This window comes from Pseudomonas sp. ADPe (assembly GCF_014843515.1).
Classification (GTDB): Bacteria; Pseudomonadota; Gammaproteobacteria; order Pseudomonadales; family Pseudomonadaceae; genus Pseudomonas; species Pseudomonas citronellolis.
Genome location: NZ_CP062122.1, coordinates 840,225 through 866,902 on the forward strand (window position 1 = coordinate 840,225; position 26,678 = coordinate 866,902).

Below are 26,678 nucleotides of genomic sequence, written 5' to 3' on the forward strand. Positions count from 1 at the left end.
ATCCGGGCTCAATGCCCCTTGAGGATTTCTTCGACCTTGGGCATGGCCACCATAGTGGCGCCGCCGTCGACCAGCAGGGAGGTACCAGTGATATAGGAAGCGTCGTCGGAGGTCAGGAACAACGCAGCGGCGGCGATATCCGCCGACTGCCCCAAACGGGGCACAGGGAAGCGCTCGGCCAGGCGGTGCGGTAGCTCTTCCCCCAGGGACTCGAACATGTGATCGGTGCCTATCAGCCCCGGCTCGATCACGTTGACCAGAATGTTCAGTGCGCCGAACTCCACCGCCAGCCCACGGGCAAAGGCGTTCATGAACGCCTTGCTGGAACTGTACGGGATCAGCGTTGGCGTGTACTTGCGATTGGCCTCGCCAGAGGAGATGAATACGATCCGGCCCTTGTCCTGCGCCTTAGAAAGATGGGGTGCCGCATCCTTGGCCAGCCAGAACAGCGACTGGATATTGCTGCGCACCAAATGATCGAACGTCTCGTCCGTCATCTCGACGACCAACCCGGATGATGTATCCGCGGCACAATGGACAAGGATGTCCAGTGCGCCAAAATGCTCCACACCACCCTCGATCATGGTCTTGACCGACGAGCGGTCGGCAATGTCACCACCGACCAGGTGAGCCTCGCTGCCCAGTGCCGCGATCTGCGCGACGGTTTCCTCGCCATGGCGTGGCGTACGAGCAGACACTATCACCTTTGCCCCTTCGCTCGCGTACGCCAGCGCGATGGCTCGCCCCATGCCTCGCCCGGCACCGGTGACCAGCACCACCTTGTTCTTGAACCTCATCGGCTGTTTCCCCTGTTCTTGTACGGAACACTCCCGCGGAGCTTGGGCCGCACGGAGCCCGAGCGGCCAGATCAGATATCCCGGCCCGGCATGTTGCGCGCCGAACCGTTGCGCCGGTCGGACTCTCCCCAGCCTAGCCAGTGCGAAGGCTCTCGGGTGTCTCCGACACGGCGCCAGCGCCCCTCCTGCTGTGCGGTGATCGGGAAGCCACCGACAAAGTCGATCATTTCACCCCTGGTGTCGGGAAGAAACTCCCACTCCTCCTCACCTTCGAGCACAATTCGAGCCGACTCAAGGAAGTAGCTACCTTCCTTGTGCCGGGTTTGTCCTTCGATATCGGTGGTCACACGCACCTCACCTTTATCGTTGGTGAAGATCGCATAGCCCAGGTGATCGTGGCCAACCATGAAGGAACCGGCGTCCCAACTGCCGTCCTTGTAGACAGTGACAAACGACCACCAGAGCACGTGCTTGTTGTTATTGACTACAAGGTCCTTCTTGAAGTGGATTGCACCGCCCTCTGCCATGTAGAACTGGTCCAGCGCCATCGCCCCCTTCACCGGCCGTCCTTCGCAGATGCCGGCCAGTTCCCAGAGTTGGGACACATAGAAGGTGCCCCATTCCACTCCCGGCAGATACCACTGCAGGCCCGGGCCGAGCAGCCGTCCTTCCAGTTGGAACAGGCCGTCCTCGCGCCAGCTCAGGCGTTCACTGTTGGCCGTGATTTCCCAACCATTACCGGCCTCGCCGGGTTGGCTGGTCCAGCGCACGGTGTCGCCCTCCAGGGTCTGCACCGGCATCGGCGTCGACGCCTGGCGAGCCATCTTCTCGTGATCCATGCGCAGGTTGATACCGTCGACATGGTTGTTCAGGTAGAAGAACTTGGTCGGGTTCGGCGTACCGCCCGGCGCCATCAGCGAACGCACGAATGAATAGATGTTGCCCTCCTCGTCACGCACCGAGCCGAACGGCGAGGATTTGCTCAACTGCAAGCCGAAATAACCCCGGATACCACCCATCGAGGCACCGCTGACTTGATGCGGGCCGACCAGTTGCTGGAAACCAAAGTCACCACGCACGGGAATCGTCTTGAAAGTTCTCATGGGGATTCTCTCTTGTCGTAATTGTCGAGGGCACGCAAGGCAAAGGGGCAGCGAGGCTCAGTCCCAGATCACCGGGAGCGACGAGGCACCGCGTAACTGTGCACCCTCGATGACCGGCACCGACTTCGACGGATCCAGACGGATATTGGGGAACAGGTCGAGGATGGCGTTGATCGAGCAGTTGATCTCGACCTTGGCAATGAACTGACCAATGCACATATGCGGGCCAAAACCGAAGCCGAAGGAAGGCTTGAGCTTGCGGTCGATGTCAAACACGTCAGGGTTCTCGAAAGCGTCCTCGTCGCGGTTGGCGGAAACCACCATGCATTGAACGAAGGAGCCCTTGGGAATTTTCACCCCATGGAACTCCACGTCCTTTGCTGTCTCACGAACCTTGAAGGTCGCCACCGGCTCAAAGCGCGCGGTTTCGTCCATCAACTTGGGAACGAGTGAGCGATCTGCCTTCACCCGCTCCAGCAAGCCCGGAGTGGTGAGCAACAGGGCCATCACCGAGCTGAACATGCGCGTGGTGGTTTCACCAGCAGCGGGCAATAGCGAACGGGTGAAGGTGACTACCTCATGATCGTCCAGAGTGCGTCCTTCGAATTCGGCACGCAGCAGGCGGCCGACCACATCGTCGCCGTGGCTGCCCTCGGCACGCCGCTGCACCACGACGGCGTGGATAGCGTCGTAAAGTCCCTTTACTGCGATGCCGGCACGCTTACGCGCTTCGTCCATCTTCGCTGGGTCGATCTGATTGCCACCAACCATGGCCAGTGCCCAGGCAGCGTATTGCTTGTATTTCGACGGATCGTCTGTGGGGAACCCCATCAGCGCGTACATGATGCGAATCGGCAGCTCCAGGCCGAACTCCATCAGGTCGGCGCTCTTCTTCGATACCAGCGGCTCAAGAAACTCCCTGCGAATCACCTCGTCGATCTGTCCACGCCACTTGTTCACATTCTCCGGCATGAATGCCGGTTGCAGCAGGGCACGCACCTTTCGGTGCGGCTCGCCGTCCATGGCCAGGATCACCAGGCCGTCGAAGAAGGCGCCCAGGCCTTCGGCGATGAAGCCGTTGGTGAAGGTGCTCCCGTCGCGCAGCACCGCCAGCACGTCCTGATACTTAAACAGCGCGAAAGTTGGCCGGGTACCTTGCTGGATACCCGCATTGGTCGGCACCCCGAACTGAGTGATGAAGTCACCTTCGTAGATCGGTGACTTCAACCGCTGCTCTCGGCAAACGGCATGGATGTCCAGGTCGGTACCACGATAGGTTTCGGAGACTGCGGAGTAGTTTTCCTTGAGATCAAGGGCAGAAGCGCTATTAGTGCTCATGAGATTAAACACTCTAAATTGTTGTTGTCGAAGTCGACCGACGCCGGCACGGTGGCAGGCCATCAGCATCACGGGGTAAGGGTCCCGCTGCGATATTTCATTTGGAAACACCCCGGCTTGCTCGCCAGGCCGCAAGTAGCGGTATCCTTTCGGAATCACCAACTTGGGATACTAACGAGCTGCCTCTTTTCTGCGACTCGATTCGTTTTACCCAAGGTCAAACGAAGTACGTCAGCCCATCGCTGCCATAAGGAGCCCAGGGTGAAAACCGCGGTGCAGAATGAACCCGGAAAACGCAACACGATCCGCCGCCTGATCGAGGTAGCCCGCTTGGAATTCGCGAAGAAGGGTCTCACCGGCGTGCGCATGGAGGAGCTCGCCCGCGAAGCGGGGATCACCAAACAGTTGGTCTACCACTACTACGGCTCCAAGGAAGGTCTGTTCATCGCCGTGCTGGACGAATGCTCCGAGCGCGTCATGTCCGAGCTGGTGGAGTTGGATGTCGACTTACTACCACCGATGCAAGCCATGCAGGGAATGCTCAACCACTTTTTCGACCAGTATCGTCACGATCCGCTGCTCGGCGCACTAGCCCTGGAGGGCATCCACTACCACAACACCCACGAGACACCGCGCAACCGCTTCCTGGAGCTGACGCCAAGGCTGATAGACAAGCTCGACGGCATCCTGCGACGCGGCGCCGAGGCTGGGGACTTCAAGGCCGGGATCAACCCCCGGCTGTTTCTCGCCACCGCCGCGCTGGTTACTACCGGCTGGTTCACCAACCGCTATTCGATGTCGGCGCTGGCCGGCCTGGACACCACCTCAGAGGAAGGCATGACCACCTGGCGCCAACATTCTGCGGACTTCATCCTCGCCAGCATCGCCCTGCACTAGAACGACCGTGCCAGAGGACACCTACACGGCCATCGGCTACTTTCTTCCGACTTGCGCCAAGTAGCGCTTCACCCGGCCGGCCGCCAGCCGCCCGGCCATGCCGTTGACGCCACCGCCTGGGTGGATACCGGCGCTCCCCAAGTACAACCCTTCGACCGGGAGAGTCTCTCCACCGAGGCCATAGGCTGGCCGCATGGCACTGGAGCGCATGGACGTGGTGTCGATATGCACCACGCAACCGTTCACTGTATTCAAGCGTGCAGTGAAATCCGGCGCCGCCTCGATCCAGCGCCCAATTACATGCCCCTGAATACCCTCGACGTATTCGGACAGTTGTTCGACCACTTGGTCAGCCACTCGCTCCCTGAGCGCATCCCACCCTTCAAGAGGAGCGACCGGCATTACCGGCGGGTAGATATAGAGCACGTCCTGTCCCTCCGGCGACTGCGAAGGATCCACCGAGTTGGGAGCTACCATGGTGATGTAGGGCAGGCGCGGCACTTCTCCCCGGGCGCTAGAGGCGAAGTTCTCCAGTACCGCCTCTTCGGTACCTATCATCAGGCAGGCCTTGCGCAGGTCGACACCATCGCCTCTGGCAGCCTCGAAACGAGGTACTGCGATCTGTCCATCAAGTGCCAGGTCCACCTTAAGCGGCCCAGAGCCCCTGGCGTTGGCCGGTGCCATGGCGATACGGGTCAGCAGGTTGCGTGGCATTTCTCCGGCGCTGACCATTTCCAGCGCGACCTTGGGATGGCAGCCGGCAACAACCGCACGGGCCGTGAACTCACGTCCATCAGCTAACCGTACACCCCGAACCTTGCCCCGGCTGGCGAGGATTTCCTCGACACGGGCCAGGGTCAGGACCTGGCCACCAAGCTCCTCCAGGCGCGCGCGCATGGCGTTACTGAGCTGCTGCATGCCACCGATCACCCGACCAACACCGAAGCGATGGAGGAAACCCAGCAGGGCGTAATAGATGCCACCACCATCGGCACTGATGTCGCCGGCCAGGCCAGTGAGCGCACACATGGCAGAGATGGTCACCGGGTGCTCGAAGCGCTCCCGCGCGGCCTGGTGTGCCGAACCGGTCATCAGCGCCATCAGCTCGGGCTTGAGCTTGCGGTGTTTGAGTGCAGTACCTACGACCTTCAGCTTGGTCATGATGTTGGTCCGAGCCGGGTCGATCCGCATCATCGGCAAAGCGATGTCGAGGAACAGGTCGATGACCGCCATGAACTCAAGGAATGCCTCAGCGTCCCTGGTGCTGTAACGGCGGATTTCCGCGGCCGTCTTTTGACGATCACGCCAGAACACCAGCGAGGTGCCATCCGGGTGCAAGTACACGTAGCCCGGCGACAGCTCGATCGACTTGAACCCATGCCGTTCGAGCTGCAGCTCGTGGGGTACGTGGGCATGAACGCGCATGGACATCATATCCATCGCGCAAGGGTGTACGAGGTGTTGCGGCGCCTCGGGAATCAGGTAGCCCGATGAGGCCATTCCGCCAACCTTGTCCAGCGCCTCAAGCACCAACACCTTCTTGCCATCCATCCCTAGGTAGCAACCCGCCGACAGGCCGTTGGTACCACCACCCACGATAATTACATCGAAATCCGTGTTGTCATTTTTCATGGCTTGATTGTTCTTGTTCATCGCTGTTTTGAGTAAGTGCCTGGTGGCTCTGGCAATCTCTCACCAGACCACTACTACCTGCTTGGCAGAAGGCTAGGGTCCTGCCTTTCACCGGGAAGGCAACGCTAGCAACAACCAACCGGCAGTGGTTGGGCATCGTTTTACCGGCGGTCAAACAATTCTCCAGCGACTCTTGCGGCGCAAGGCACAGCCCTCGCCGATATCGACATCGGTGACCACGAATAAAAGTTTTCTAAAGGGAACGGTCGATGCGGGCGCAAGGGCATGACTATCGGCAGCTACAAGGGCTGCTCATCCAGGTGGCCAGCAAATTGCCAAGCTACAGCAGGTAGTGGCCAGTCGGGGGAATGCTTGGCGTCTCCGGGCACTGACGACCACACTTCTCGCCCGGGTCCATTCGGATTGGTGCGGATTGAGCTTCAGCACGCAGGCGTGAGGCCTGACCGCCCCTACCGGCCCGCTTCGCTCACATGCTATTGCGCCCCATCTGGTCGAACAGCTTGCGCACCGCTACCAGTGACGGAGTGTGGCTACTGAAGCCGCCATCGGCCACCACGGTACTGCCGGTGATGAACGAGGACTCGTCGGAGGCCAGGAAAGCCACCACGTCGGCGATCTGCCGAGGGGTGCCCAGCTCCGGCGTGCAGTGGTTGTCACGCATGATGTCCAGCAGGGCGTCAGGCAATGGGTGCTGCGGCGCAAGACCGATCTGTACAGCGTTGCCGCGAACCCCCTGCTTGCCGTACTGCGCAGCAACCAGCTTAGGCAGCATCAGCAGCGCCGCCTTGGAGGTGGCGTAGCCTGTCAGCGACATATCCCCCTGCACACCCAGACCGGAGGTGGCGAAAATAATCGAGCCGCCACCTTGCTCCAGCATCACCGGAACGACGTGTTTGGTGCATAGCACCGCTCCACGTAGGTTGACAGCGATGGCCCGGTCGAAAGCGTCCATGTCGAGATTAGCCAGGTCGCGATCGCGCTGTCGCTGCCCGGCATTGAGCACTGCAGCATTGTTATGCAGCACGTCAATGCGACCGAAATGCTCCTTGACCTGGCCAACCATGGCGTGGACGTCCTCTTCCGACGAGACATCGGTGCGGATGCCCAGCGCGTCGTGACCAGAAGATATCAAGGAGGCCGCCACTTCCGCGGCAGCCTCTCCATTGATGTCGACTACGGCAATGGAGGCCCCATGGGAGGCCAAAACCCGCGCGCATTCGGCCCCCAGTCCGCCACCGGAGCCAGTGACGATCGCAACGCGTCCAGATAGTTTTCCCATACTGGTCATAACCTTGTTCTCCACACTACTTTCAACTCATTCCCGTCATTCACCGGTGAAGCGCGGTACACGCCGCTCGGCAAACGCTAGCGCGGCCTCTCGGCGGTCCTTGGTTGGTGCCAGGAGCGCAAACAGATCTAATTCAAGATCCAGTCCGCGCTTGATGTCCAGCTCCAACGCAGCCCGCGCGGCCTGCTTGACGTAAGCAGAAGCGGCAGGCGGCTTGGTGGCTATCAACCGGGCGAGTGCCGCAACCTCATCAAGCCAGTTGGTCTCGTCGCTCGCCAGGCGGGTGATCAGACCAACCCGGCGGGCTTCATCCGCTCTAATCCGCTCACCAGTCAACAGGAGGTCCATGGCTAGCCCCGGAGCAACGACTCGCGCCAAGCGCTGGGTTCCGCCGCCACCGGGAATGAGGCCGAGCCCGGTTTCCGGTAGGGCAAATACCGCACTTGGCGCGGCGAAGCGGATATCGCAAGCCAGAGCCAGCTCCAGACCTCCCCCCATGCAGTAGCCATGGATGGCGGCTATCACTGGCTTGGAGATGCGGTCCAGGGACTCTATCCAGCGGGAATGCTCCATACGCTGACGAACCTGTATGGCCGACTCATCACCACGTTTTTCCTTGATGTCCGCACCGGCGCAAAAACCTCGGTCACCCTCGCCGCGAATTAGGATGACCCGCACCTGCGGGTCGGTCTCCAGCTGCGCCAAAGCCTTCGGCACGCCGATGCGGATATCGTCATTAATAGCGTTGATCTGTCCGGGCCGGGTCAGCACGATCCAACCCAGGGTGGAATCGCGCTCGATGCGAACAGCTCCATTGATCACCAGCGGATCCAATACCTCCGAACTGGAAGTCATACAAGCACCTCCTCGAACTCGAACACCTGGCCGTCCAGTTCCTTCGGGTCGACCTTGATCAGTGGCCGACCACCAACAGCTTCGCTCGACTCGATCCACTGGAAGGCAGTCCCCCGCGCGCGCAACTCCTCAGCCTTCGCAGCCAAGTCGTTGACACCAATGCGGATGTAGTACGGGCCCGGGCCCCAGTTGTTCAAATAGTGACCGGCATCGGTGTTCCAGTGGGTCGCTTCGAGCACATCGAGAGTCGCGCTGTTGGCCACAGTAAAGCCCATGCGCGCTCGGCGATAACCTTCCTCACGCAGTTGCTCCACCGGACCGCTGGGCTCCCAGTCAAGATTGGCGGACACCTTGCGCAAGGTCTCGTCCAGATCACGCACCAGGAAGCCGCGGGCAGTCACCCGCACCATACCGCCGGGCGCCAGGTCACGGGGCTGCACCGGCGGCAGCGCGTAGGTTTCCGCCGGCATCTGCAGCGGCTCGGTCTCCATGATCTCGATGCATAGGCCTCCGTCGACCGAAGGCTGGTAATACGGCTGCTCCGGCGTGGCACCGAGCCATAGGCGATCAAACGGCATCTCCGGCGTGCGCTGCGCCATGCGGAACGGCAGGCGGCGGCGCATCAACTTATCTACCAGCACAGAGAACTTCTCGCGGTGCAGGGCCAGGACAATGGAGTGGGTCATCATCGGCCGATGATGCCCCTGATAGTCCTTGAGGCTTTCTAGGAAATCGTGGAACAACGGGTCTCCGGGGTTCGGCTTGTCGAGGTGCCACTGCGGCTCGATGCGCGTAGGCGCCACCGCCAAGGATTTGTGCACCCGCAGGAAATGCGCGATGTAGGGGTGGTTATCGAACGCCTGCCGCCAGCGCTCATGCTTATAGACACCGAGCTTGTCCACTAGCTTCTCGGTCATCCCGTCGGGGTCCGGCACCATCATGTCGGCGCTCATCAACAATTCGAACATGCAACTTTCCTCTAGTCGTCGGCCAGGCGCGGAGACATACCACCGAGCATCCGCCCCTGTAGGCCGGGTTGATCAATGGGCGGTAGCAACGTGGACGTTTACGTCCGTGCCTTTCCCGAGAGGGCCGGGCACAGTGTTGCCAGCCATCAAGGGTTCTGCGGGACGAGCTTTCGGGTTGAGCAGGAAATGGGACAGGGCCGGTATGAGCACAAGAGCGCCGAGCATGTTCCAGAGGAACATGAAGGTCAGCAGGATGCCCATGTCGGCCTGGAACTTGATGGGTGACCAGGCCCAGGTAACGACGCCCGCCGCCATAGTCAAACCGATCAGGGCTACCACTCTGCCAGTGAAGTCTAGGGAGCGCCGATAAGCCACAGTCAGGCTGCCACCACGCTCCTGCACCGCCAACTGCACGCTGAGCAGGTACAGGGCATAGTCGACGCCGACGCCGACGCCGACGGCGATGACCGGCAAGGTCGCCACCTTCAAGCCAATACCCAGCCACACCATCAGGGCCTTGCAGATGATGGTTGTCATCAGCAACGGAATCAGCGCTACCAGCGTGGCACGCCAGCTACGGAAAGTGAGCAGGCAAAGTAATGCTGTGGCGCCATACACCGCCAGGTACATGGTGACGATACCCCGCTCCACCTCGATGTTTGTAGCAGCCTCGATACCGGCGTTACCGGCGGCAAGGAGGAACTCGACCGGTTGCTCTCCGGTACTGATGTTGTTCTGCCTGGCGAACTCCTCAGCAACCCGCAGCACGCGGTTGAGCGTGTCGGCCTTGTGATCGGCCAGATAGGCAATCAGCGGTGTGATCGAGCACTTCTGGTTGGTGATCCCCGGCGAGGAGATCATCGCCGAGTCTACCGAGGAATTAGTGATCGCCTGGTCACGACTGATGGTCAGCCACTTGCCGCTGCCTTCGGCCATGCCCGCAGTGAAGAAACGCACAGTCTCGGCCAGCGAACTGGTGGTCTGCACGCCCTCGGTCTGACGCAATTGCCAGGCCAGCCGGTCCATAGTCTGCAACGGCTGATAGAGGCGGCAGTTGTCCTCGTTGGTCTTCATGATCACCACGAACTGGTCGCTGGACAGGCCATAGTTGGCGGTGATGAACGCGTTGTCCTGATTGTAGCGCGAGTCAGCGCGCAACTCCGGCGCCCCAGGGTCAAGGTCACCGACCTTGAGATGAAGCATTACCACACTGCATGCAGCGGTAACGATAACGGACAGGGCGATCACCCCTATCGACCAGGGACGTTCGGTGAAGCGGTCAAGACCGTGCCAGATATGGCCGAGGAAACCGCGGTTGGCTTCCCCGGCGCGATCCTTCTCGATGGCGATCCGCGCGGCCTTCTGACTGACCCCGAGATAGGACAGCGCTACGGGGATCAGCAGCAGTTTGGTGAAGATCAGCACAGCCACACCGATACTGGTGGTCAAGGCCAAGTCGCGGATCACCGGGATATCGATGATCACCAGGACGGCGAAGCCGACGATATTACACAGCAACGCTGTCAACCCGGTCAGGAACAAACGGCGGAAGGTGTAGCGGGCAGCAATGTACTTGTGTGTACCACGCCCGATGTCCTGGAGAATGCCGTTCATCTTCTGCGTGCCATGGGAAATCCCGATGGCGAAGATCAGAAACGGCACCAGGATCGAGTAGGGATCCAGTTCGTAGCCGAGTAGCTCCATCAGGCCGAGCAGCCAGATTACGCCAGCCACGGCGATGCCAACCAACAGCAAAGTGCTGCGCAGGCAGCGGGTATAGAAGTAGACGAAGACTGCGGCGATGATCACCGACGCGCCGAAGAACAGCATTACCGCGTAGAGACCATCGATCAGATCACCGACCAGCTTGCTGAAACCAACGATATGGATACCAACCGAGTCGTTCTCCATCGACCGTAGTTGGGTCTCCAACTGGCGGGAGAACTCGCGGTAGTTCAGCGGCTGGCCAGTCTGGGGATTGGTCTCCAAGAGGGGGGCGACGATCATGCTGGAGCGACTGTCGTTGGCCACCAAACTTCCCAGAATGCCTGCGCGCGCGATATTGCGCCGAAGCTTGTTAATGGACGCCTGGCTACCGTTGTAATCGGCGGGCATCACCGCACCACCGTCGATGCCTTCCTCGGTAACCTCCTTCCAGCGCACGATCGGCATCCACAGAGACTTCATCCAAGAACGATCGACCCCGGGAATCAGGTACAGGGTGTCATTCACCTTCTGCAGCGCGGTCAAGTAGTCATGGTCATAGATGTCTCCCTTCTTGTTCTCCACCACGATCCGCACGCTGTTACCGAGCCCAGGCAACTCGCTCTTGTAGGCAAGATAATTCTTGATATACGGGCTGGCGCTAGGAATCATCTTTTCGAAGCTGGCGTTAACCTGCAATCGAGTCGCATGGAAGCCCAGTACCAGGGTGGCAACAAGGCATGCCAGCAACACCAAGATGCGATTGTTGAAGATCACTCGCTCGAGAAACCCGCCGGAGGTCATGTCGAAGTCCCGAAGGTCAGGGATCACCGGCATTCCACTGTTGTATTTCTGCTCGACCATTTCTACGTTCTCTCTGGAGGGGAGCCGCAGGCTCATTCCGCTGTGGCGATCTGCACGACCCGTGCGCCGGCGTAGGTAGCCACAAGCAAGCGGCCATCTCGGCCAGTTCGGCTCGCCGCATAAACTTCGCTGGAGCGTACCGGCTCAAGGGCCCGTACCAGCAATGAACTCGGGGCCAGTACCGCCAGTTGCCCGCTCTGGCTGACCAGCACCAGCGAACCAGCCTCATCAACCAACCCCACCACACTACTGTCCAACCCGGTTTCGACCTTGCGCCAGTCCCGGCCATCATCCTGGCTCGCATACAAGTTGCCGCGCAGGCCATAGGCAAGCAGAAGACCGTCACGAGCGGCGATACCAAAGAAGGTACCGCCATAGGGCGTCTCAACCTTGACGAAATGCTGCGACTCGGGGTTCAGGCGCAGCAGCAGTCCCTGCTCGCCACAGGCGTAGAACTGACCATGGTCCTGGGCGAGTCCATAGAGGTGCATACGCCGCTCGTTATCCGAGCGCTCAATCCAGGGCTCCCAAGTGGCGCCGGCATCCGTGCTGTGCAGCATCAGGCCGAAAGCGCCCACTACAAAGCCATTACCCTTGTCATCGAAGGCAACATCGAGCAACGGCGTGGGCAAGACATCCGACGTTGCCGAGGTTTTCATTGCCAGGTCGATTTCACGCAACAGGTCGCCAGCCTGCTGATCTCCAGCTTTCTCTGCTCGCGAGTAGTGCTCGCGCAGGAGCACCAGTACCTGCCTTCCATCCAGGCGTATCTGCCAACTCCGGCCGCCATCGCCACTGTGCAATAGCAAAGCGTCGTGGCCGACGATCCAGCCATTCTTCGTATCGGTGAAGCGTACTTGCACCAGATCGCTGGAAACCGGACTGGGAACCTGGCTCCAATTCTGGCCATTGTCTTCCGAGCGTAGGATCACACCATGTGGACCGACACCGAGCAGTGCCTCGCCAGAGTGGGTCACAGCAACAATTGGAGGGCGTATATGAGGACTTACCTTCGGAGCAGGCTTGCTCAGGACGTCATTCCCGACAATCGTCGCCGCGCCAGCGAACAACGGGGCGAACAGCAACAGAGGAGTCGAAGCCACAGCCAACAACACCTGCCGGCGAACTTGCCATCTGCCAGTCAGCAGGCAGTGCATCGAATGGATCAGGTCACGGCAAGGGCTTGTCATTGTTATTTTCCTCAACCACCGGGCGCGTCCGGCCAAAGCAAGCACACCGACGCGCCCATTTCTTGTCATCTGCCCACGCAAGCAATGTCGCGCGGGCTCACAGTCAACGCTGGGTGACGCGGGAGACGATCGCCTCCGGGTTCATCTGACGCTCCGAATAGGGCTCGTCAGTGAAGCGATAACCACCTTTCAGCGCATCGTTCAACAGTGCCCACATCCCCTTGTTGAAGTCGTACACGACGTTCTTCACGTTGTAAGGGATGTTCTTGTCGTAAATCTGCACGCCGCTGAGGAAGATCGCCCGGTACAGCGCACCGCTCTTGTCCCAGGCGTCGTACAGGCCGATGCCGAAGGTGTCTTCATCGAGGTAGTAGGTCCGTTTGCTGTAGACGTGGCGCATGCCAGGCTTGAGAGTTGCCTCGACCACCCAGACACGGTGCAGTTCCCAACGCTCGCAGGCAGGATTGGCGTGGTTCTTGAGGAATTGCTCGTCCTGCTTGCAATCGAAGTAGAACTTGTACGCGTTATAGGGAATGTACATTTCCTTGCGGCCTACCAGCTTGTAGTCGAAGCGGTCCTGGCTGCCGGAAAACATCTGCAGTTCGTCGAACAGAGTTACCCCGCCCTGGCTGGCAACGGGGGTGTCGAAGTTGAACTCAGGAGCCAGCTTGACCCGGCGCTGCCCTGGGGTGTAGCTGAAGGAACGACGTGGCTTGGCTTCCGGGTCGAGGTAATCGTTGAGGACGATCACCTCCCCCGCCCGCCGCGCCGGGAAGTTGTTCAGCGAGAACACCCTGGCGTACATCATCGGATCACGATCGGTCTGGCTGGTCTGGTAGAACGGCGTTTCCTCGAAGGTCGCCTGCTCGGCAGTCTTGGTCACCTGGCCATTGGTATCGATCACCCAACTGTTGGAAGAACTGGTAGTGGAATAGCCCGGACCGATCTTGTAGCGCAGCTGCTGGTTCCACATCACCTCGTTGCCGTTTTTCGGGATAGGGAACGGCAGGCCGCCACGACAGGCGGGGTCGACCGCTAGGCCATCCTTTTGCACCTGGCAACCGGTGGCATTGCGTAGCGTCGCGTTGACCACGGCGTCGGGATAGGCGGTTGTCCGATGACTCGGGTAGACGTCCATGTACCAGGTCTCGGGATTGCGCTTGAGGAGGGCCTTTTGCCCCTCGCTGAGCTTGTCTGCGTATTTGTCGGCATTCGCAGCGGTGATGCGGAACAGGGGCTTCTCATCCTTGAAGGGATCGACCCAGAATCCGCTGTCCGGCTGGAACCCTGGCGGGGCCTTCTTCAGGCCACCCTCATAGGCAGGGATGGTACCATCGGCATTACCAGCTTTGATCGCCCCCCAGGGCGTCAGGTCCTTGCCGAGTTCGGCGGCCTCCTGCTGGCTCACGGCAGCCAGTACCGGCAAAGAGAGTCCACCCAAGGCAAGGGCTAAGGCGAGTCGAAGTTTCATGACCAGTCTCCGTTCTTGGAATTATTAAAAGGAGGTTTTGTAGGTGAAGACCAACCAACCACGGTCGGTACCGCCAACGTTACCGTTGCCATTGACCATCCGCTCTCCATTGGCATTCAGGGAATTCTTCTCCTGCGCGGATACGTCGGCGTAGCGCAGGCTGAATTCGTGTTCCTGACGGTAGGTCATCTTCGCACCGACCGACCAGGAAAGCGCGCCCTCGCTACCACCACCGGCGCTGGCAGCATTACCGTGCAGGCCATAGTTAATGGTCAGCGGCACATCAAGAGTCCATGACGGCAGGATCTCGACATATTGCGGGGTGTAGTTCACCGCCACGGCGTAGTAGTCACGGGTAGAGCAGCCATCGGATTTGTCACCCTTGCCGCCGGTTTGGACATCCACGCAGTTGTAGCCTTCGCCTTTGTAAAGCTCCTTGTGCTCCGTCACCTTGTCCAGATGGCTGTAGGCGAACTCAGTGACCAGCGTTGCGTTATCGGCGATGAAGTTGCGCGGTACGCCGTACACGGCGTTGGCCACGAAGTGGATGGTGTCACCACGTGGCCCCTCATCGTCCAGCAAGCTGACGCCAGTAGCATTGAGCGCCCCATCCTTGCGATAGGACAGTTCTGCACCTACTGCGGCGCTGCCAATGGCCCGGGAAGCGCTGACGCCCACCAGCTTGACGTCACGCGGATAAACCAGTCGGTATTGGCGATGGGCAGCATCAATCTGTGGCGATAGCCAGGGTTGGTAGTCGTCGAATTGGCGATAATAAGCACCAAAGGTAGTTTCGATAGCCTCGACATTTAGCTTGGCCATCACTCCCCAGTTCTCACCATCGCGCCCACGCTTAGAAGACGCATGATTGAGGTTGAAGCCTGGAGCCGCAGGCAACCTATCAGGGCCTTCGAAGAAGGGATCTGCTGCGCCGAAGTAAGTTCCACCATAAGGGAAGCGGGTATTGTCCCACTCGTAGAAGTACTGACCGGCAATGGAAAGGTTGTCGGTGACCTGGGCTTTCGCGGAAATCTGCCCGATCGGCAGGAAGACTTCCTTGGTCTCGATACCGGGGCTAACTACTGCCTTCATACCATCGGTTGGTGCCTGGGAGTAGGACACAGCATGGGCACCGAACAGCAGCCCCTCCCCCCAGTAATTGGTGTGCCGGCCGACCTTTACGTTGATGGGCGTCTGCCCCAGCTGGAAGTTGCTCCACACAAAGGCATCGAGGATTTCACCGGAGGGTCCGAGCGCATAGCGCTTGGTTTCGGAACTGTAGCGATCCCGGTTGTAACTGGTCGAATAGCCCGGGACGTTACTCTTCACATCAGTATCGTGGTAGGCATCGTCGTACCAGGCCGCGGCGCTCAGGCGTGCGCCGTACTGATCGCGGAAGGAGAGGTCAAGTTCACTGAGCAAATCCAGGCGATTGGTGACGACATCGCCCTTGTCGAATTTGCCGTCGGACTCGTCGTAGTTCGGGTTGTTCATGATCTTGTGGTCCTGACCCTCGGTCCGAACCCCGAGGTTGTACCGCACAGTGTTGTCCCATCGCAGCCGTAGGTCGGGATTGCCGACATCGATGTCCATCGCCATCACACCACCGACCTGCCCCATGACAGCCAGGGCCAGACCACTGAGAACGAGGGACTTGCGCCCAGACCTCTTCATTGCCATCGCGTTCATCTCAGATCCTTTTATTTTTATTTTCAAACACTTAGGAGAAGAATCGTACTAATACTCCCATCGGCCTCGCCTGGGGCCCCTTGGCAATTTATGCACACCAATCGCAGAAACGTTCCATCAAACCTATCAGCACCCTAGCCGATCAGCGCAAATAATTCCATATGCAGATTTCAATTCTATATTCAGAATCATGTGCACAGACTGAGGTCCCTGCTTAGAGGCGCCCCACGCTCCCGGAATGCGCGCAGTTTGGCCCCATACGGGACCTTCACAGACACCGGGTCAGGCAGAATGCGAGAGGCGAATCCAAAATAAACACAAACATATTTTTTGTTCAATATTTTCTTTAAAAAACCCGCTCTCTGGGATTTAATGCGGCGCAACAGGCCGGCATCCATCGGATACCCCCGGCCATCGGCCACAGCAGGAGGCTCCATGCACATCGATCTCAGAGGTAAACGAGTCATCATAACCGGCGCGTCACGAGGCATTGGCAAGGCAATCGCCCAGGCATTTGCCAACGAAGGCGCGAAAGTGGCTATTTGCGCCCGTACCCTGGAAGCTGTGACGACCGCTGGCCAGGAACTGGAAAGCACCGCGCAGGCAGTCATTGCTCGTGCCGTCGATGTCACCAATACAACAGGGGTCAAAGCATTTGTCACCGAGGTCGCCGAGACCTGGGGTGGCGTGGACGTCCTGGTCAACAATGCAGGTCAGGGCAAGGGCGGCAACCTGGACACCCTGACACCAGAGGCCATTCTCGAACACGCCAATATCCTGCAGCTGGGTCACTATCGTTTCGTCCAGGCAGTGGTTCCATACATGCGTGCTCAACGCTGGGGACGGATCATAGAAATCAACGCTCTCGCGGGGAGCGTGCCCACCCCGGACGGCATCCCCTCGGTGATCAACCGAGCCTCCTGCATCGCCCTCTCGCGCTCATTAGGCATGTCCCTGGCGCAAGACAACATCCTCGTCAACAGTCTGAACATGGGCTGGATCGACACCGGGCAGTGGGAGCGCCATTACAAAGAGATGCCGCCCGGCGTAAGCCGCGAGGAGTTCAACGAGATGGTGCTCAAGGTGGTTCCACTCGGTCGCTTCGGCAAGCCCGAGGACGTCGCCGGCATGGCTCTGTTCCTGGCCAGCGAGTACGCTTCGTTCATCAGCGCCGCGTCCATTGACATCAGCGGTGGCATGGGTGGGCAGATAGCCTATTTCCCTACCCTCAAACGCGATTTCGTCGAAACAGCCCGGAAGCGCAACGAACAAGCCTGAAAGAGTCGACTCCCCGTCCCAAACGAAAGGAGCAGAACAACATGACCCAGACGATCTACGACATCCCACTCAAGAGCATCGAAGGCGATGCCCTGACGCTCGAGCGCTTCAAGGGCAAGGTACTTCTGGTGGTGAACGTTGCTTCGAAGTGCGGGCTCACCCCCCAGTATGCCGGTCTGGAAAAGCTCTACGAGGACAAGGGGCCGGCCGGGCTCGAGATCCTGGGCTTCCCAGCCAATGACTTCAGGGAACAAGAGCCCGGCAGCGACGAGGAAATCAAGGCATTCTGCGAACTGAACTACGCCGTCCGGTTCCCCCTGTTCTCCAAGATCGCGGTGACCGGCGAATACCGCCATCCCCTGTACCGACTGCTGACGGAGGCGCAACCACACACCGTAGGCGAAGGTCCGATGCGCGAACGCCTCAAAGGCTATGGCATAGAAGCGGGACCGATTCCCGCGGTACTGTGGAACTTCGAGAAGTTCCTGGTCAGCCGTGACGGACAGGTGGTTGGCCGCTTCGCCCCGGATGTGGCGACGGACGATTCGCGTCTACTTCAGGCCATCGAAATCGAACTGGACAAGCACTAGAAACCGCCCCTGATCTCATCGAGCCGGGGTGGGCTGTGCATTCCCTCTCGGCCGATGCCTATCAGCGCGTTTAGGAAGCACATGCCATGATCAGGAACTGCCGGAATGCCTGGGCGGGCTCCGGTAGGTCGGCGTCGGGACGCCAAACCAATCCGAGTTCCATGGGCGGAATGGCATCGGCCAATGGACGTGCCTCGATTTTCTTGCCCTCCAGGGACCAGGCGCGATAAAGCATGTCGGACAGGATGGCGACGCCAAAACCGTGCGCCACCAGACCACGCAGAGCTTCCATCGAAGAGGTACGGAACGCCACCTGTGGCGCTAGCCCCTGCGCCTCCCAGTAACGGTTAGTGGAGACGTCACCCTCGTCCACTGTTGCCAGAATATAGGCGTGCCCGGCGACATCCTCGAGAGTGACCGAGCTCGCCGTCATTAGAGGATGCTGACTAGCAAGCCAGAGCTGGCGCCGAGAACGGATCAGTACATGATGCTCGAAGCGAGACAGGTCCTGACTATTGGAGGTGATCACCAAACCCAGGTCAAGGCAACCGTCGGCCACTGCAGCCTCGATGCTCGAACGGTCCATGTCAATGAGGTCGATTTCCACCTGAGGGTAACTGCGTTTGAAACGCGCCAGAAGCGCCGGTAGGAAGTAGCCGAGCACCGTGTAAGACGCACCGACCCTCACGACTCCCTGCATCGAATGACCGAGTAACAGCGGCTCACTAAGGGCGTCCTGCAGGGTATCCAGAATATGTCGGGCATGCAGGGCAAACTTGTGCCCCTCGGCAGTCAGTGCCACTCCATAAGGTAAGCGCTCGAACAGACTAGCCCCCAACGTTTCCTCAAGCTGCAGGACGGCCGCAGTGATTGCCGATTGCGACACATGCACCTTGAGTGCGGCCTGGGAGAACTGGCCGGCGTCAGCTGCCGCTACAAAGTAACGGAGTTGCCGCATGGAAATGTCCTTACCTCTCGCCATCTGCTTTTCCGATACCTGCCTCTTATTTTTATGAATCGCCTTCGTGATCTCCCTGGGTAGACTCGGGCTTAGACGAAAGCACCACCGAGCGAGCCTGCGCTCGGTGCTCCTGCGACCGTTCGCATTTCAGCGCCAATAACAAGAATTGCTGAAGGTTGAAGATGAACGCGATCAATTACTGCGAGTACGAATCCGAGCAATCGGGGGCTTTCGTGACAGAAGCATCGCTTTGCAAGAAAGGCTTTGACGTGCGCCAGGAACATGCCTTCTGGCCTAGCGCCGGAACTGCACTGATCGAGACCCGCAAGGGCTGTCTGATACGCATGCACTCACCCCTTCGGGCTTCGGGTGCAACGAAAAAGCGCACAACCTCGGTAGCTTCCGCGGCCACATTCAGCACGAATTCAAACCACTCGGCCAACTTCTATTCATTCCCCATGGTACCGAGTTCCATCTCAAACATGACGCCTGCCAGCAAAAAGCCGTGATCTGCCTATTCGATCCGGCAGACCTCGGTGACCTGGCAGCCTACCGTTGGGATTGGGCAGGCCGCACCGACGAGAACATGCTCGACCTACAGAGTCACTACCTGCAAAGCACACTGCAACGCCTGGCCGAAGAAGTTGTCGCACCGGGCTTCGCCAGTGAGCTGCATACCGAATGCTTGCTAACCAGCATCGCCTTGGATCTGCGCCGGGAGTTCCTAGGCAGCCATCGCGACGATGAGGCATGCGGCAAACTAACGCCCCGTCAGCTGAAACTACTACGTGAAATGCTAGAGTATGGATCTGCCGAGGACGCTTCCTTGCATCGCCTAGCAGATGCCTGCTCACTGCCAGTGAGAAAGCTATCGGCGTATTTCAAGCACACCACCGGCAAGACTCTACGCTGTTACGCGGCGGAAATCCGTATCCGCAAAGCCATGGTGCTGCTAGCCGACAGGCATCTGCTGATCAAGCAGGTCGCCCATGGTGCCGGTTTCCAGAATGCTGCTGCTTTCACCGCAGCCTTTCGCAAGGAGGTTGGAATGACACCAGAGGAATTCCGTCATCAGCGCAGCAATTACAGTCCCTCTTAGCGGACCAGCAGTACATTCCGCTCCGCACCCCGGCAAGCATTAGGCTTCTTAACCGCCGGGATGCAGGCCGCGGGCTCCCAAGCGACTCAGCGTTTGATGCTTGCAGTGATCTTCGCGTGCGGGCCGGCCACTTGTGCAGCCCAGGCCTCGGTGGCCTGGTCCAGGGTGTAGTCCATATAGTCGATCCAAATATTCTGTTCCTTGGCGATCTTCAGAAGACGCCGCCAGATCTGCTCGCGCTCAGCCGGTGGACGCTGACCGGTGCCGATACAAGACAACGAGCGGAACAGCAGGTCGGCAATGTCCAGGTTGACTTGCCGCCCCGCCCCGGTACCGATAGTCATGATCCGCGCTCCCCAGTTGGTGGCCTTCAGGGCGGTGAGCATCGGTTGGCCACAGACCAGATCGAGGACCACGTCGAACCCACCGTCGGCGGCGTCCTTTAGGGCGGCCACGTCGTCCGCTCCCCCCAAAGTCACCACCTCATCAGCGATACCACGCGTTTTCAGGCCCAACAGGGCTTGCTCCGAGCGTGCGGCACCCACCACCTTACCCGCCCCCATACCACGAGCCAGTTGTAGAGCTATTTGGCCGAGGGTACCAGTGGCACCAAGGATGAGCACCTTCTCGCCCTTCTGGATCTCGGCTTTCTCCAACGGCACTATGGCCCCGGTAGCGGCGATGCCCATACTGATGGCGGTCTTGTCGTCGACGTCATCCGGTACCTCCCACACCTCGGGAGCAGGTACCAGGGTACGCTCGGCCCAGGCACCAAACGGCGCTACCGAGCGCTCACCAAAATACACGCGGCGGCCATCGGTGGTGTGCCCCACACCCTCTCCACGGATCACGCAGGGGTACTCCACCCCTAGGCGATAGGCACCGAGCACATCCCAGCCGCCGAGACCGGCAGTGTCGACGTCGATCAGGACCGCACCGTCCTGCAGCTCGGGTTCACAGAAATCGCCCACCAGCGGCGGAACATTGCGTTCGGAAATCACAGCAGCGCGCATACAGCCTCCTTCTTATTTTTTCTACACGATTTCAGAAGCCAATTAATTGAACACATTTTAATAATTTGTCCAGAAAATTATCCATGCACTACCGCCGACTCCTGCCTGAAGCGCGGATACACCCCCAGCGTCAGCAGCAATAACGGGCCGACCAGAAAGCAGACGAAGCAGAAGCCAAACCGATTGCGGCAAGACCGGAGCCGCTGAGGATGATTGCCAGGGCAAGCCCGCGATTTTCTTCGAACCATAGATTGACCAGATGCGACCAAGTGATCTGCAAGGTACCCAGCCCGGCTAGCGGCACTAGGAAGAACCCCAAGTAGAGCGTCCAGATAAAACCACCGATGCGCGCTAGCGTGCAGACACTCAGGGCTAGCGCGACCAGCGAAACCAGCGTGACGGCGCGCAGGTCATAGCGCAGGTTGAGCCAGCCGGCCAGTTGCACGCCGACGATGGTGCCCAGTGACAGGGCAGTGATCGCCGCCTGCAGGTCAGTGCGCGCCCACCCCATGGCCCGTTCCAGCGGTATAACCATGGCGCCAAAGCTGTACAGCAGCAGCGAACTAGAGCTTGTCGCCACTCCGACGACTACCAGAATTATCACGTGCCAGCCCCGCTTGAATTCCGCGTTGTTGAAACCTTTCATGAGCAGGCCTCGTTCACTCTCGTGGTAAGTGTGTCAGTCGTTGCCGATGAAAACCGCGGCCTCGGCACTCTTGGCGATCACGTGCTCGCGTCGCACCCGGCCCGGCGCCTGCCCGGAGCCAGTAATGTCGACGTATTGGGGATGGACCAGGGTCGGACCGTTAGGCAGCTCCTGCAGAGCCAAGGCGACAATGTCTTCGGCCTGGGGCAAGGGCATGTCCAGTGCATTGGGGATGTTCAGGTGTCACCACGGCCTCCCGCGTTGTCGGCCATACTGAAGTTGCTCGATACCAGCGGGGCGTTTTGCCGATAGGAAAGGTCGACACCAACCGACCCGCCACCTTATACCGGTCCCACCGACCACCCCAGGCCGTAAAGTCGAACGTCCCTGGCGTAGACGTAGCGTGCGAAGTCACTGCCGACCTGCAGCCCCCACGGGTTGTAGTCGTCGAACCGGCGGTAGAACAGACTGAGGTCCGAGTGCAGGAAATCCAGGCTATAGGTGCCCATCCCCCCCCAGTTGCTGCGGTTTCGCGGCGTCACCGGATCGTTGATCGGTCGGGCGACGCCGGTGAACAACGGCATCCGGTCAGGGCCCTCAAGAGCGACGCCGGCAGAAGCGAGATAGGTGCCACTCTCCGGCGCGCGGGTCGACTCCCACTCGAGGAAATACTGGGCGGCGACGGACAGGTTCTCGGTGAGCTGGGCCTGGGCGGATAACTGCCCCAGGGGCAGAAATATCTCGCGTGTCTCGGTCCCCGGGCTGCTAACCGCCTTGCGTCCATCCAACGGGGCCTGCGAATAGGACACTGCATGGCCGGCGATCAGCACCCCATTGCCCCAATACACCGTATGACGACCTGCACGTACGCTGATCGGTACGTCGCCGAGGTTGAAGCGGGTGAAGGCAAAAGCATCAAGCAGCTCGCCGCTCAAGCCTCGGTGATAGCGCTTTGTGAATCCGGAGCAGTGCCTGCCGCTGTAACTGGAGGTACTCGAGCCAGCCCCCGCGCCGGCGTAGTAGACGTTACCGGAGGCCGTCTCGACATCCGTATCGGCATAGGCCTGGTCATACCAGGCTGCACCGCTGACGCGGAAGCCATGGTACTCCCGGCAGGTCAGTTCGAATTCGCTCATCAGGTCAACGCGGTTGGTCACCACGCCCCCACGATCAAACTTCGAATCGGACTCATCGTAGGTGGCGTTATTGGCCAGGGCACTATCACGCCCTTCAGTCCGGACCCCAAGGTTGTAGCGCAGAGTATTGTCCCTGCGCAGCTTCAGGTCCGGGTTGGCAGTTTCGAACTCCTGCGCCTGGACCATGCCCCCACACGCCAGAGCCGCCAGCATACCCAGCAGCAAATGGCCCCAGATCAGGTTGGCACTCGACATCAGCAGTCTCCGTCTTGCTCGTTGTTATTTTCAGCCGGTGCTGACGGTCTCTCGGCACGACCGCAGTACTAGTAGACGGGAAGGGCGGGGCCGGAAACAACGAATCGGGGTATCGCCGAAACACAGAAATCTATTGCCGAAAAGCACAGGCGAAAACCAAGGCATTAGATTTTCAGATACCTATAAGTAATTTTTATCACTCAACAAAAAATGAACACTAACCAATAATTCGTTCAACAAAATGCGAGACGTCCTGGCGCGGTCGCAACGACAAGAACAATTGGAGGTTAGCCGTGAGCACACCACTCTCCTTGGAAGACAAGTACGTCCAGCAGACCGGAAAGGCCCTGATGACAGGGATCCAGGCACTGGTCCGGCTACCATTGATGCAACGCCAGCGCGACCTCGACAGCGGCCTCGACACCGCAGGCTTTATCTCCGGCTATCGCGGCTCCCCCCTCGGCGGCTTCGACCAGGCGCTGTGGAAAGCCCGCGACCACCTCAAGCAGCACCAGGTGTTGTTCCAGCCGGGGGTCAATGAAGACCTCGCGGCCACCTCGTTGTGGGGTACCCAGCAGGTCAACCTGTTCCCCGGCGCCAAGCACGACGGCGTGTTTGGTATCTGGTACGGCAAGGGCCCCGGCGTGGACCGCTGCGGCGATGTATTCCGTCACGCCAATGCCGCCGGTACCTCACGCTTCGGCGGCGTGCTGGCCATTGCCGGCGATGACCACGGTGCTCGCTCCTCCTCGCTTCCGCACCAGACCGAACACATCTTCAAGGCCGTGATGATGCCGGTGCTGGCACCATCCGGCGTGCAGGAGTACCTTGACTATGGTCTGCACGGATTCGCCATGTCGCGTTACTCCGGGTGCTGGGTAGCGCTCAAGGCGGTAGCCGATACCGTAGAAAGCGCGGCCATCGTCGACCTTGACATCAATCGCGTGCAGCCGGTCACTCCCGATTTCGCTCTGCCCGAAGGCGGACTCAACATCCGCTGGCCGGACCCACCGCTGGCCCAGGAACAGCGATTGCTGGAGCACAAACTCTACGCAGCCGCCGCCTATGCCCGGGCCAACGGCCTCAACCGAGTGACTCTGGACTCGAGTCGGGCACGCATCGGCATCATCACCTCCGGCAAGTCCTATCTGGATGTGTGCCAGGCGCTGGAGATTCTCGGAATCGACCAGGAGCAGGCCGAGCGGATAGGCCTGCGAGTCTACAAGGTCGGCATGGTCTGGCCGCTAGAGGCCGAGGGAGTGCGCCAGTTCGCCGAAGGGCTGGAAGAGATCGTGGTGGTCGAGGAAAAGCGCCACATGATCGAGTACCAGCTCAAGGAGGAGCTGTACAACTGGCGCGAGGATGTGCGCCCGCGCATCGTCGGCAAGTTCGACGACAAGGGCGAGTGGAGCCTGCCGCACACCGATTGGCTGCTGCCGGCAATCAACGACTTGACGCCGGCGCAGATCGCCCGAGCCCTGGCCAAGCGCATCTTGCGCATGCACCCGCACGGTCCGTTACAGATGCACCTGGCGGTGCTAGACGCCCAGTTCGGTTGCAAGCAGCAATTCAGCAACCTGATGGAGCGGGTACCGCACTACTGCTCCGGATGTCCTCACAACTCCTCAACCAAAGTACCGGAGGGCAGCCGAGCTCTGGCAGGCATCGGCTGCCACTACATGGCGGCCTGGATCTATCCGCGCACCGAGACCTTCAGCCAGATGGGCGGCGAAGGCGTGGCCTGGGTCGGCCAGGCGCCATTCACAGAAACCCGCCACGTGTTCGCCAATCTCGGCGATGGCACCTATTTCCACTCTGGCCTGCTAGCCATCCGCGCGGCCGTGGCGGCCAAGGTGCCGATCACCTACAAGATCCTCTACAACGATGCTGTGGCGATGACCGGAGGGCAACCGGTGGACGGCAGCCTGAGCGTGGCGCAGATCTCCCGACAACTCGCCGCCGAAGGCGTTCAGCGTATCGTGGTAGTCAGCGACGATCCGGACAGATACCAGGAGGTACACGACCTGGCAGCCGGGGTACCGGTCCGGCATCGCGACCTGATGGAAGAAGTGCAGAAGCAGCTGCGTGAATTTCCCGGTGTATCCGCGATCATCTATGACCAAACCTGTGCTGCCGAGAAACGCCGCCGTCGCAAGCGCGGCAAATTTCCCGATCCAGCGCGACGGGTAGTGATCAACGAGGCGGTTTGCGAAGGCTGCGGCGATTGCAGTAATAAGTCCAACTGCATGTCGGTAGTCGCAGTGGAGACCGAGTTCGGTAGCAAGCGAGAGATTGACCAGTCGTCCTGCAACAAGGACTTCACCTGCCTCTCTGGATTCTGCCCAAGCTTTGTCACCGTCGAAGGCGGCCGGCTGCGCAAGCCCAAAGCGCTGGTGCAGAGCGCCGGGGATGTCTGGGAGCTTCCCGAGCCGTTGCTGCCCGACCTCGGGCAGCCCTACAGCATCCTAGTCACCGGCGTCGGTGGCACCGGAGTGGTCACCATCGGCGCCCTCCTGGGTATGGCAGCTTTCCTTGAGGGCAAGGGCGTGCTGAACCTGGACATGGCCGGGATGGCGCAGAAAGGTGGCGCGGTTTGGTCACACATCCGCATCGCCGCTCGCCAGGAACAACTGTTCGCCCCCCGCATCGCAGAGGGCGAGGCCAGCCTGTTGCTGGGCTGCGACCTGGTGGTGAGTGCCAACACAGAGACCCTGGCCAAGCTGCGCCAGGGCGTCAGTCAAGCCCTGATCAACAGCGAAGAAAGCATCACCAGCGCCTTCGTCCGCACCTTCGCCCGCCAGGCGGAAACCGGTGACCTGCTGGAAAACCCCGACCCTCGCTTCCGCAGTCACGAAATGGCCGCACAAATCAACGAAGCAGTCGGCGCGGAGCGGGCGGAATTTGTCGATGCCAGCGCGATCGCTACCGCTCTGATGGGCGACTCCATCGCCACTAATACCCTCATGCTCGGCTATGCCTACCAGAAAGGTTGGTTGCCGATAGGCGAGACGGCCCTGCTGGAGGCCATCGAACTTAACGGCACGGCGGTTGAGTTCAATCGCACTGCCTTCGTCTGGGGCCGCCGCTACGCAGTTGACTCGCAACGAGTACGCCAGTTGCTCGCAGCGGGCAGGGTCGAGAGCCGCGACCGGCAGTTGTCGCAGAACCTGGACGAGATCGTTGCCCGGCGCACCAAGTTCCTGACCGACTATCAGGACGCTGCCTACGCCGAGCGCTATCGTAAGCGCGTCGAACGCTTCAGCGTCGCGGAAAGCACCCTCAATGGCCAGCCCGGCGCCCTCACCGAGGCAGTGGCGCGCTATTACTTCAAGGCACTGGCGATCAAGGACGAGTATGAAGTAGCCCGTCTTTTCGCCAACGACGAGTTCATTCGTAAGATCGAGGCAACCTTCGAGGGCAATTACCACCTGAACTTCCATCTGGCCCCACCACTGCTCAACAAGACCGCACCGGGTGTAGAACCGGCCAAGCGCAGCTTCGGTCCATGGATGCTCAAGGGCTTCCGCCTGCTCGCCCGTTTCCGGCGCCTGCGTAACACCTGGCTCGACCCCTTCGCTCGCACCCATGAGCGCAAGGTCGAGCGCGCATGGCTGGAAAGCTACGAGGCGATCCTCGACGAAGTGCTGGCCCGCTTCACTACCGACAACTTTGCCGCTGCGGTGGAGCTAGCTCGATTGCCGGATGCCGTACGCGGCTATGGCCAGGTCAAGGAGCGCTATCTAGCCCACGCCGAAGAGCGCAAGACACGATTGCTAGCCCGGTTGCGTGGTGAAGCACAGTTCCACGACGCCACTCAGACAACTGGCATGAGTGCACACATCCAGGTCACCCAGTTGTGACCACGACGAGAGCTCGGGCCGAA

General features: G+C 60.0%; 21 protein-coding genes and 1 pseudogene. 6 read left to right on the top strand and 16 right to left on the bottom strand.

All coding sequences use genetic code 11. The features are described 5' to 3' along the window. Positions 1-8 precede the first annotated feature (8 nt). The 3 genes from IG194_RS03865 to IG194_RS03875 all read right to left on the bottom strand — a co-directional run bounded on the left by IG194_RS03865 (position 9) and on the right by IG194_RS03875 (position 3,238). The gene (locus tag IG194_RS03865) at positions 9-797 is read right to left on the bottom strand and encodes an SDR family NAD(P)-dependent oxidoreductase (RefSeq protein ID WP_058490443.1); all 789 of its coding nucleotides are present in this window, start codon (positions 795-797) and stop codon (positions 9-11) included. A gap of 71 nt (positions 798-868) precedes the next feature. Then, positions 869-1,900 carry a hypothetical protein gene (locus IG194_RS03870; RefSeq protein WP_058490445.1) on the bottom strand — a complete coding sequence of 344 codons (1,032 nt, stop codon included), beginning with the start codon at positions 1,898-1,900 and terminating at the stop codon, positions 869-871. A gap of 57 nt (positions 1,901-1,957) precedes the next feature. Next, on the bottom strand, positions 1,958-3,238 hold the full coding sequence (locus tag IG194_RS03875; RefSeq protein WP_058490447.1) for a cytochrome P450: 1,281 nt from the start codon (positions 3,236-3,238) through the stop codon (positions 1,958-1,960). 261 nt (positions 3,239-3,499) lie between these two features. On the opposite strand from IG194_RS03875, the gene IG194_RS03880 reads away from it, so the two are divergent. Then, positions 3,500-4,135: a TetR/AcrR family transcriptional regulator gene (locus IG194_RS03880; RefSeq protein ID WP_058490449.1), complete on the top strand. Its 636-nt coding sequence runs from the start codon at positions 3,500-3,502 to the stop codon at positions 4,133-4,135. A 36-nt stretch (positions 4,136-4,171) separates the two neighbouring features. Here the strand turns inward: IG194_RS03880 and IG194_RS03885 are convergent, their stop codons facing one another. From IG194_RS03885 to IG194_RS03920, 8 genes are all read right to left on the bottom strand, one after another. Continuing rightward, positions 4,172-5,788, bottom strand: coding sequence for a phytoene desaturase family protein (locus IG194_RS03885; RefSeq protein WP_058490451.1), 1,617 nt, complete (start codon positions 5,786-5,788; stop codon positions 4,172-4,174). 466 nt (positions 5,789-6,254) lie between these two features. Then, complete coding sequence (locus tag IG194_RS03890) at positions 6,255-7,076, bottom strand: SDR family NAD(P)-dependent oxidoreductase (protein WP_058490453.1); 822 nt, start codon at positions 7,074-7,076, stop codon at positions 6,255-6,257. 36 nt (positions 7,077-7,112) lie between these two features. Beyond that, complete coding sequence (locus tag IG194_RS03895) at positions 7,113-7,931, bottom strand: enoyl-CoA hydratase/isomerase family protein (protein WP_058490455.1); 819 nt, start codon at positions 7,929-7,931, stop codon at positions 7,113-7,115. Beyond that, positions 7,928-8,899, bottom strand: a complete 972-nt coding sequence (locus IG194_RS03900) for a hypothetical protein (protein WP_058490457.1) — start codon at positions 8,897-8,899, stop codon at positions 7,928-7,930. Before IG194_RS03900 ends, IG194_RS03895 begins: the two co-directional genes overlap by 4 nt. 72 nt (positions 8,900-8,971) lie before the next feature. Next, positions 8,972-11,467 carry an efflux RND transporter permease subunit gene (locus IG194_RS03905; protein WP_058490463.1) on the bottom strand — a complete coding sequence of 832 codons (2,496 nt, stop codon included), beginning with the start codon at positions 11,465-11,467 and terminating at the stop codon, positions 8,972-8,974. A 32-nt stretch (positions 11,468-11,499) separates the two neighbouring features. Further along, on the bottom strand, positions 11,500-12,657 hold the full coding sequence (locus IG194_RS03910; protein ID WP_082816377.1) for a WD40/YVTN/BNR-like repeat-containing protein: 1,158 nt from the start codon (positions 12,655-12,657) through the stop codon (positions 11,500-11,502). Between the two features lie 103 nt (positions 12,658-12,760). Beyond that, on the bottom strand, positions 12,761-14,128 hold the full coding sequence (locus IG194_RS03915; RefSeq protein WP_058490465.1) for a DUF1329 domain-containing protein: 1,368 nt from the start codon (positions 14,126-14,128) through the stop codon (positions 12,761-12,763). Positions 14,129-14,152: 24 nt separating this feature from the next. After that, complete coding sequence (locus IG194_RS03920; RefSeq protein WP_371921087.1) at positions 14,153-15,817, bottom strand: DUF1302 domain-containing protein; 1,665 nt, start codon at positions 15,815-15,817, stop codon at positions 14,153-14,155. A 435-nt stretch (positions 15,818-16,252) separates the two neighbouring features. On the opposite strand from IG194_RS03920, the gene IG194_RS03925 reads away from it, so the two are divergent. Both IG194_RS03925 and IG194_RS03930 read left to right on the top strand, forming a co-directional pair. Next, a complete protein-coding gene (locus IG194_RS03925) occupies positions 16,253-17,095 on the top strand; it encodes an SDR family oxidoreductase (RefSeq protein WP_058490467.1) in 843 nt (280 codons plus the stop codon). A gap of 41 nt (positions 17,096-17,136) precedes the next feature. Further along, on the top strand, positions 17,137-17,685 hold the full coding sequence (locus tag IG194_RS03930; protein WP_058490469.1) for a glutathione peroxidase: 549 nt from the start codon (positions 17,137-17,139) through the stop codon (positions 17,683-17,685). Between the two features lie 70 nt (positions 17,686-17,755). On the opposite strand, the gene IG194_RS03935 is transcribed toward IG194_RS03930, so the two are convergent. Further along, positions 17,756-18,667, bottom strand: coding sequence for a LysR family transcriptional regulator (locus tag IG194_RS03935; protein ID WP_058490471.1), 912 nt, complete (start codon positions 18,665-18,667; stop codon positions 17,756-17,758). A 161-nt stretch (positions 18,668-18,828) separates the two neighbouring features. Between IG194_RS03935 and IG194_RS32675 the strand changes: the two genes are divergently transcribed. Continuing rightward, entirely contained in the window at positions 18,829-19,155 is a 327-nt protein-coding gene (locus IG194_RS32675) for a hypothetical protein (RefSeq protein ID WP_225617173.1), read from the top strand. Further along, positions 19,152-19,745 carry a helix-turn-helix domain-containing protein gene (locus IG194_RS32680; protein WP_225617174.1) on the top strand — a complete coding sequence of 198 codons (594 nt, stop codon included), beginning with the start codon at positions 19,152-19,154 and terminating at the stop codon, positions 19,743-19,745. Before IG194_RS32675 ends, IG194_RS32680 begins: the two co-directional genes overlap by 4 nt. Positions 19,746-19,831: 86 nt before the next feature. Here the strand turns inward: IG194_RS32680 and IG194_RS03945 are convergent, their stop codons facing one another. The 4 genes and pseudogenes from IG194_RS03945 to IG194_RS03960 all read right to left on the bottom strand — a co-directional run bounded on the left by IG194_RS03945 (position 19,832) and on the right by IG194_RS03960 (position 22,795). Further along, the gene (locus tag IG194_RS03945; RefSeq protein WP_058490473.1) at positions 19,832-20,758 is read right to left on the bottom strand and encodes a zinc-binding dehydrogenase; all 927 of its coding nucleotides are present in this window, start codon (positions 20,756-20,758) and stop codon (positions 19,832-19,834) included. A 175-nt stretch (positions 20,759-20,933) separates the two neighbouring features. Further along, positions 20,934-21,404, bottom strand: a pseudogene (locus tag IG194_RS03950) (MFS transporter); the annotation flags it as partial. Positions 21,405-21,437: 33 nt separating this feature from the next. Further along, a complete protein-coding gene (locus IG194_RS03955; protein ID WP_158546392.1) occupies positions 21,438-21,614 on the bottom strand; it encodes a hypothetical protein in 177 nt (58 codons plus the stop codon). A 131-nt stretch (positions 21,615-21,745) separates the two neighbouring features. Further along, positions 21,746-22,795, bottom strand: a complete 1,050-nt coding sequence (locus IG194_RS03960) for a DUF1302 domain-containing protein (RefSeq protein WP_225617176.1) — start codon at positions 22,793-22,795, stop codon at positions 21,746-21,748. Positions 22,796-23,088: 293 nt separating this feature from the next. On the opposite strand from IG194_RS03960, the gene IG194_RS03965 reads away from it, so the two are divergent. Next, positions 23,089-26,655, top strand: coding sequence for an indolepyruvate ferredoxin oxidoreductase family protein (locus IG194_RS03965; protein ID WP_058490477.1), 3,567 nt, complete (start codon positions 23,089-23,091; stop codon positions 26,653-26,655). The last annotated feature ends 23 nt before the right edge of the window (positions 26,656-26,678 follow it).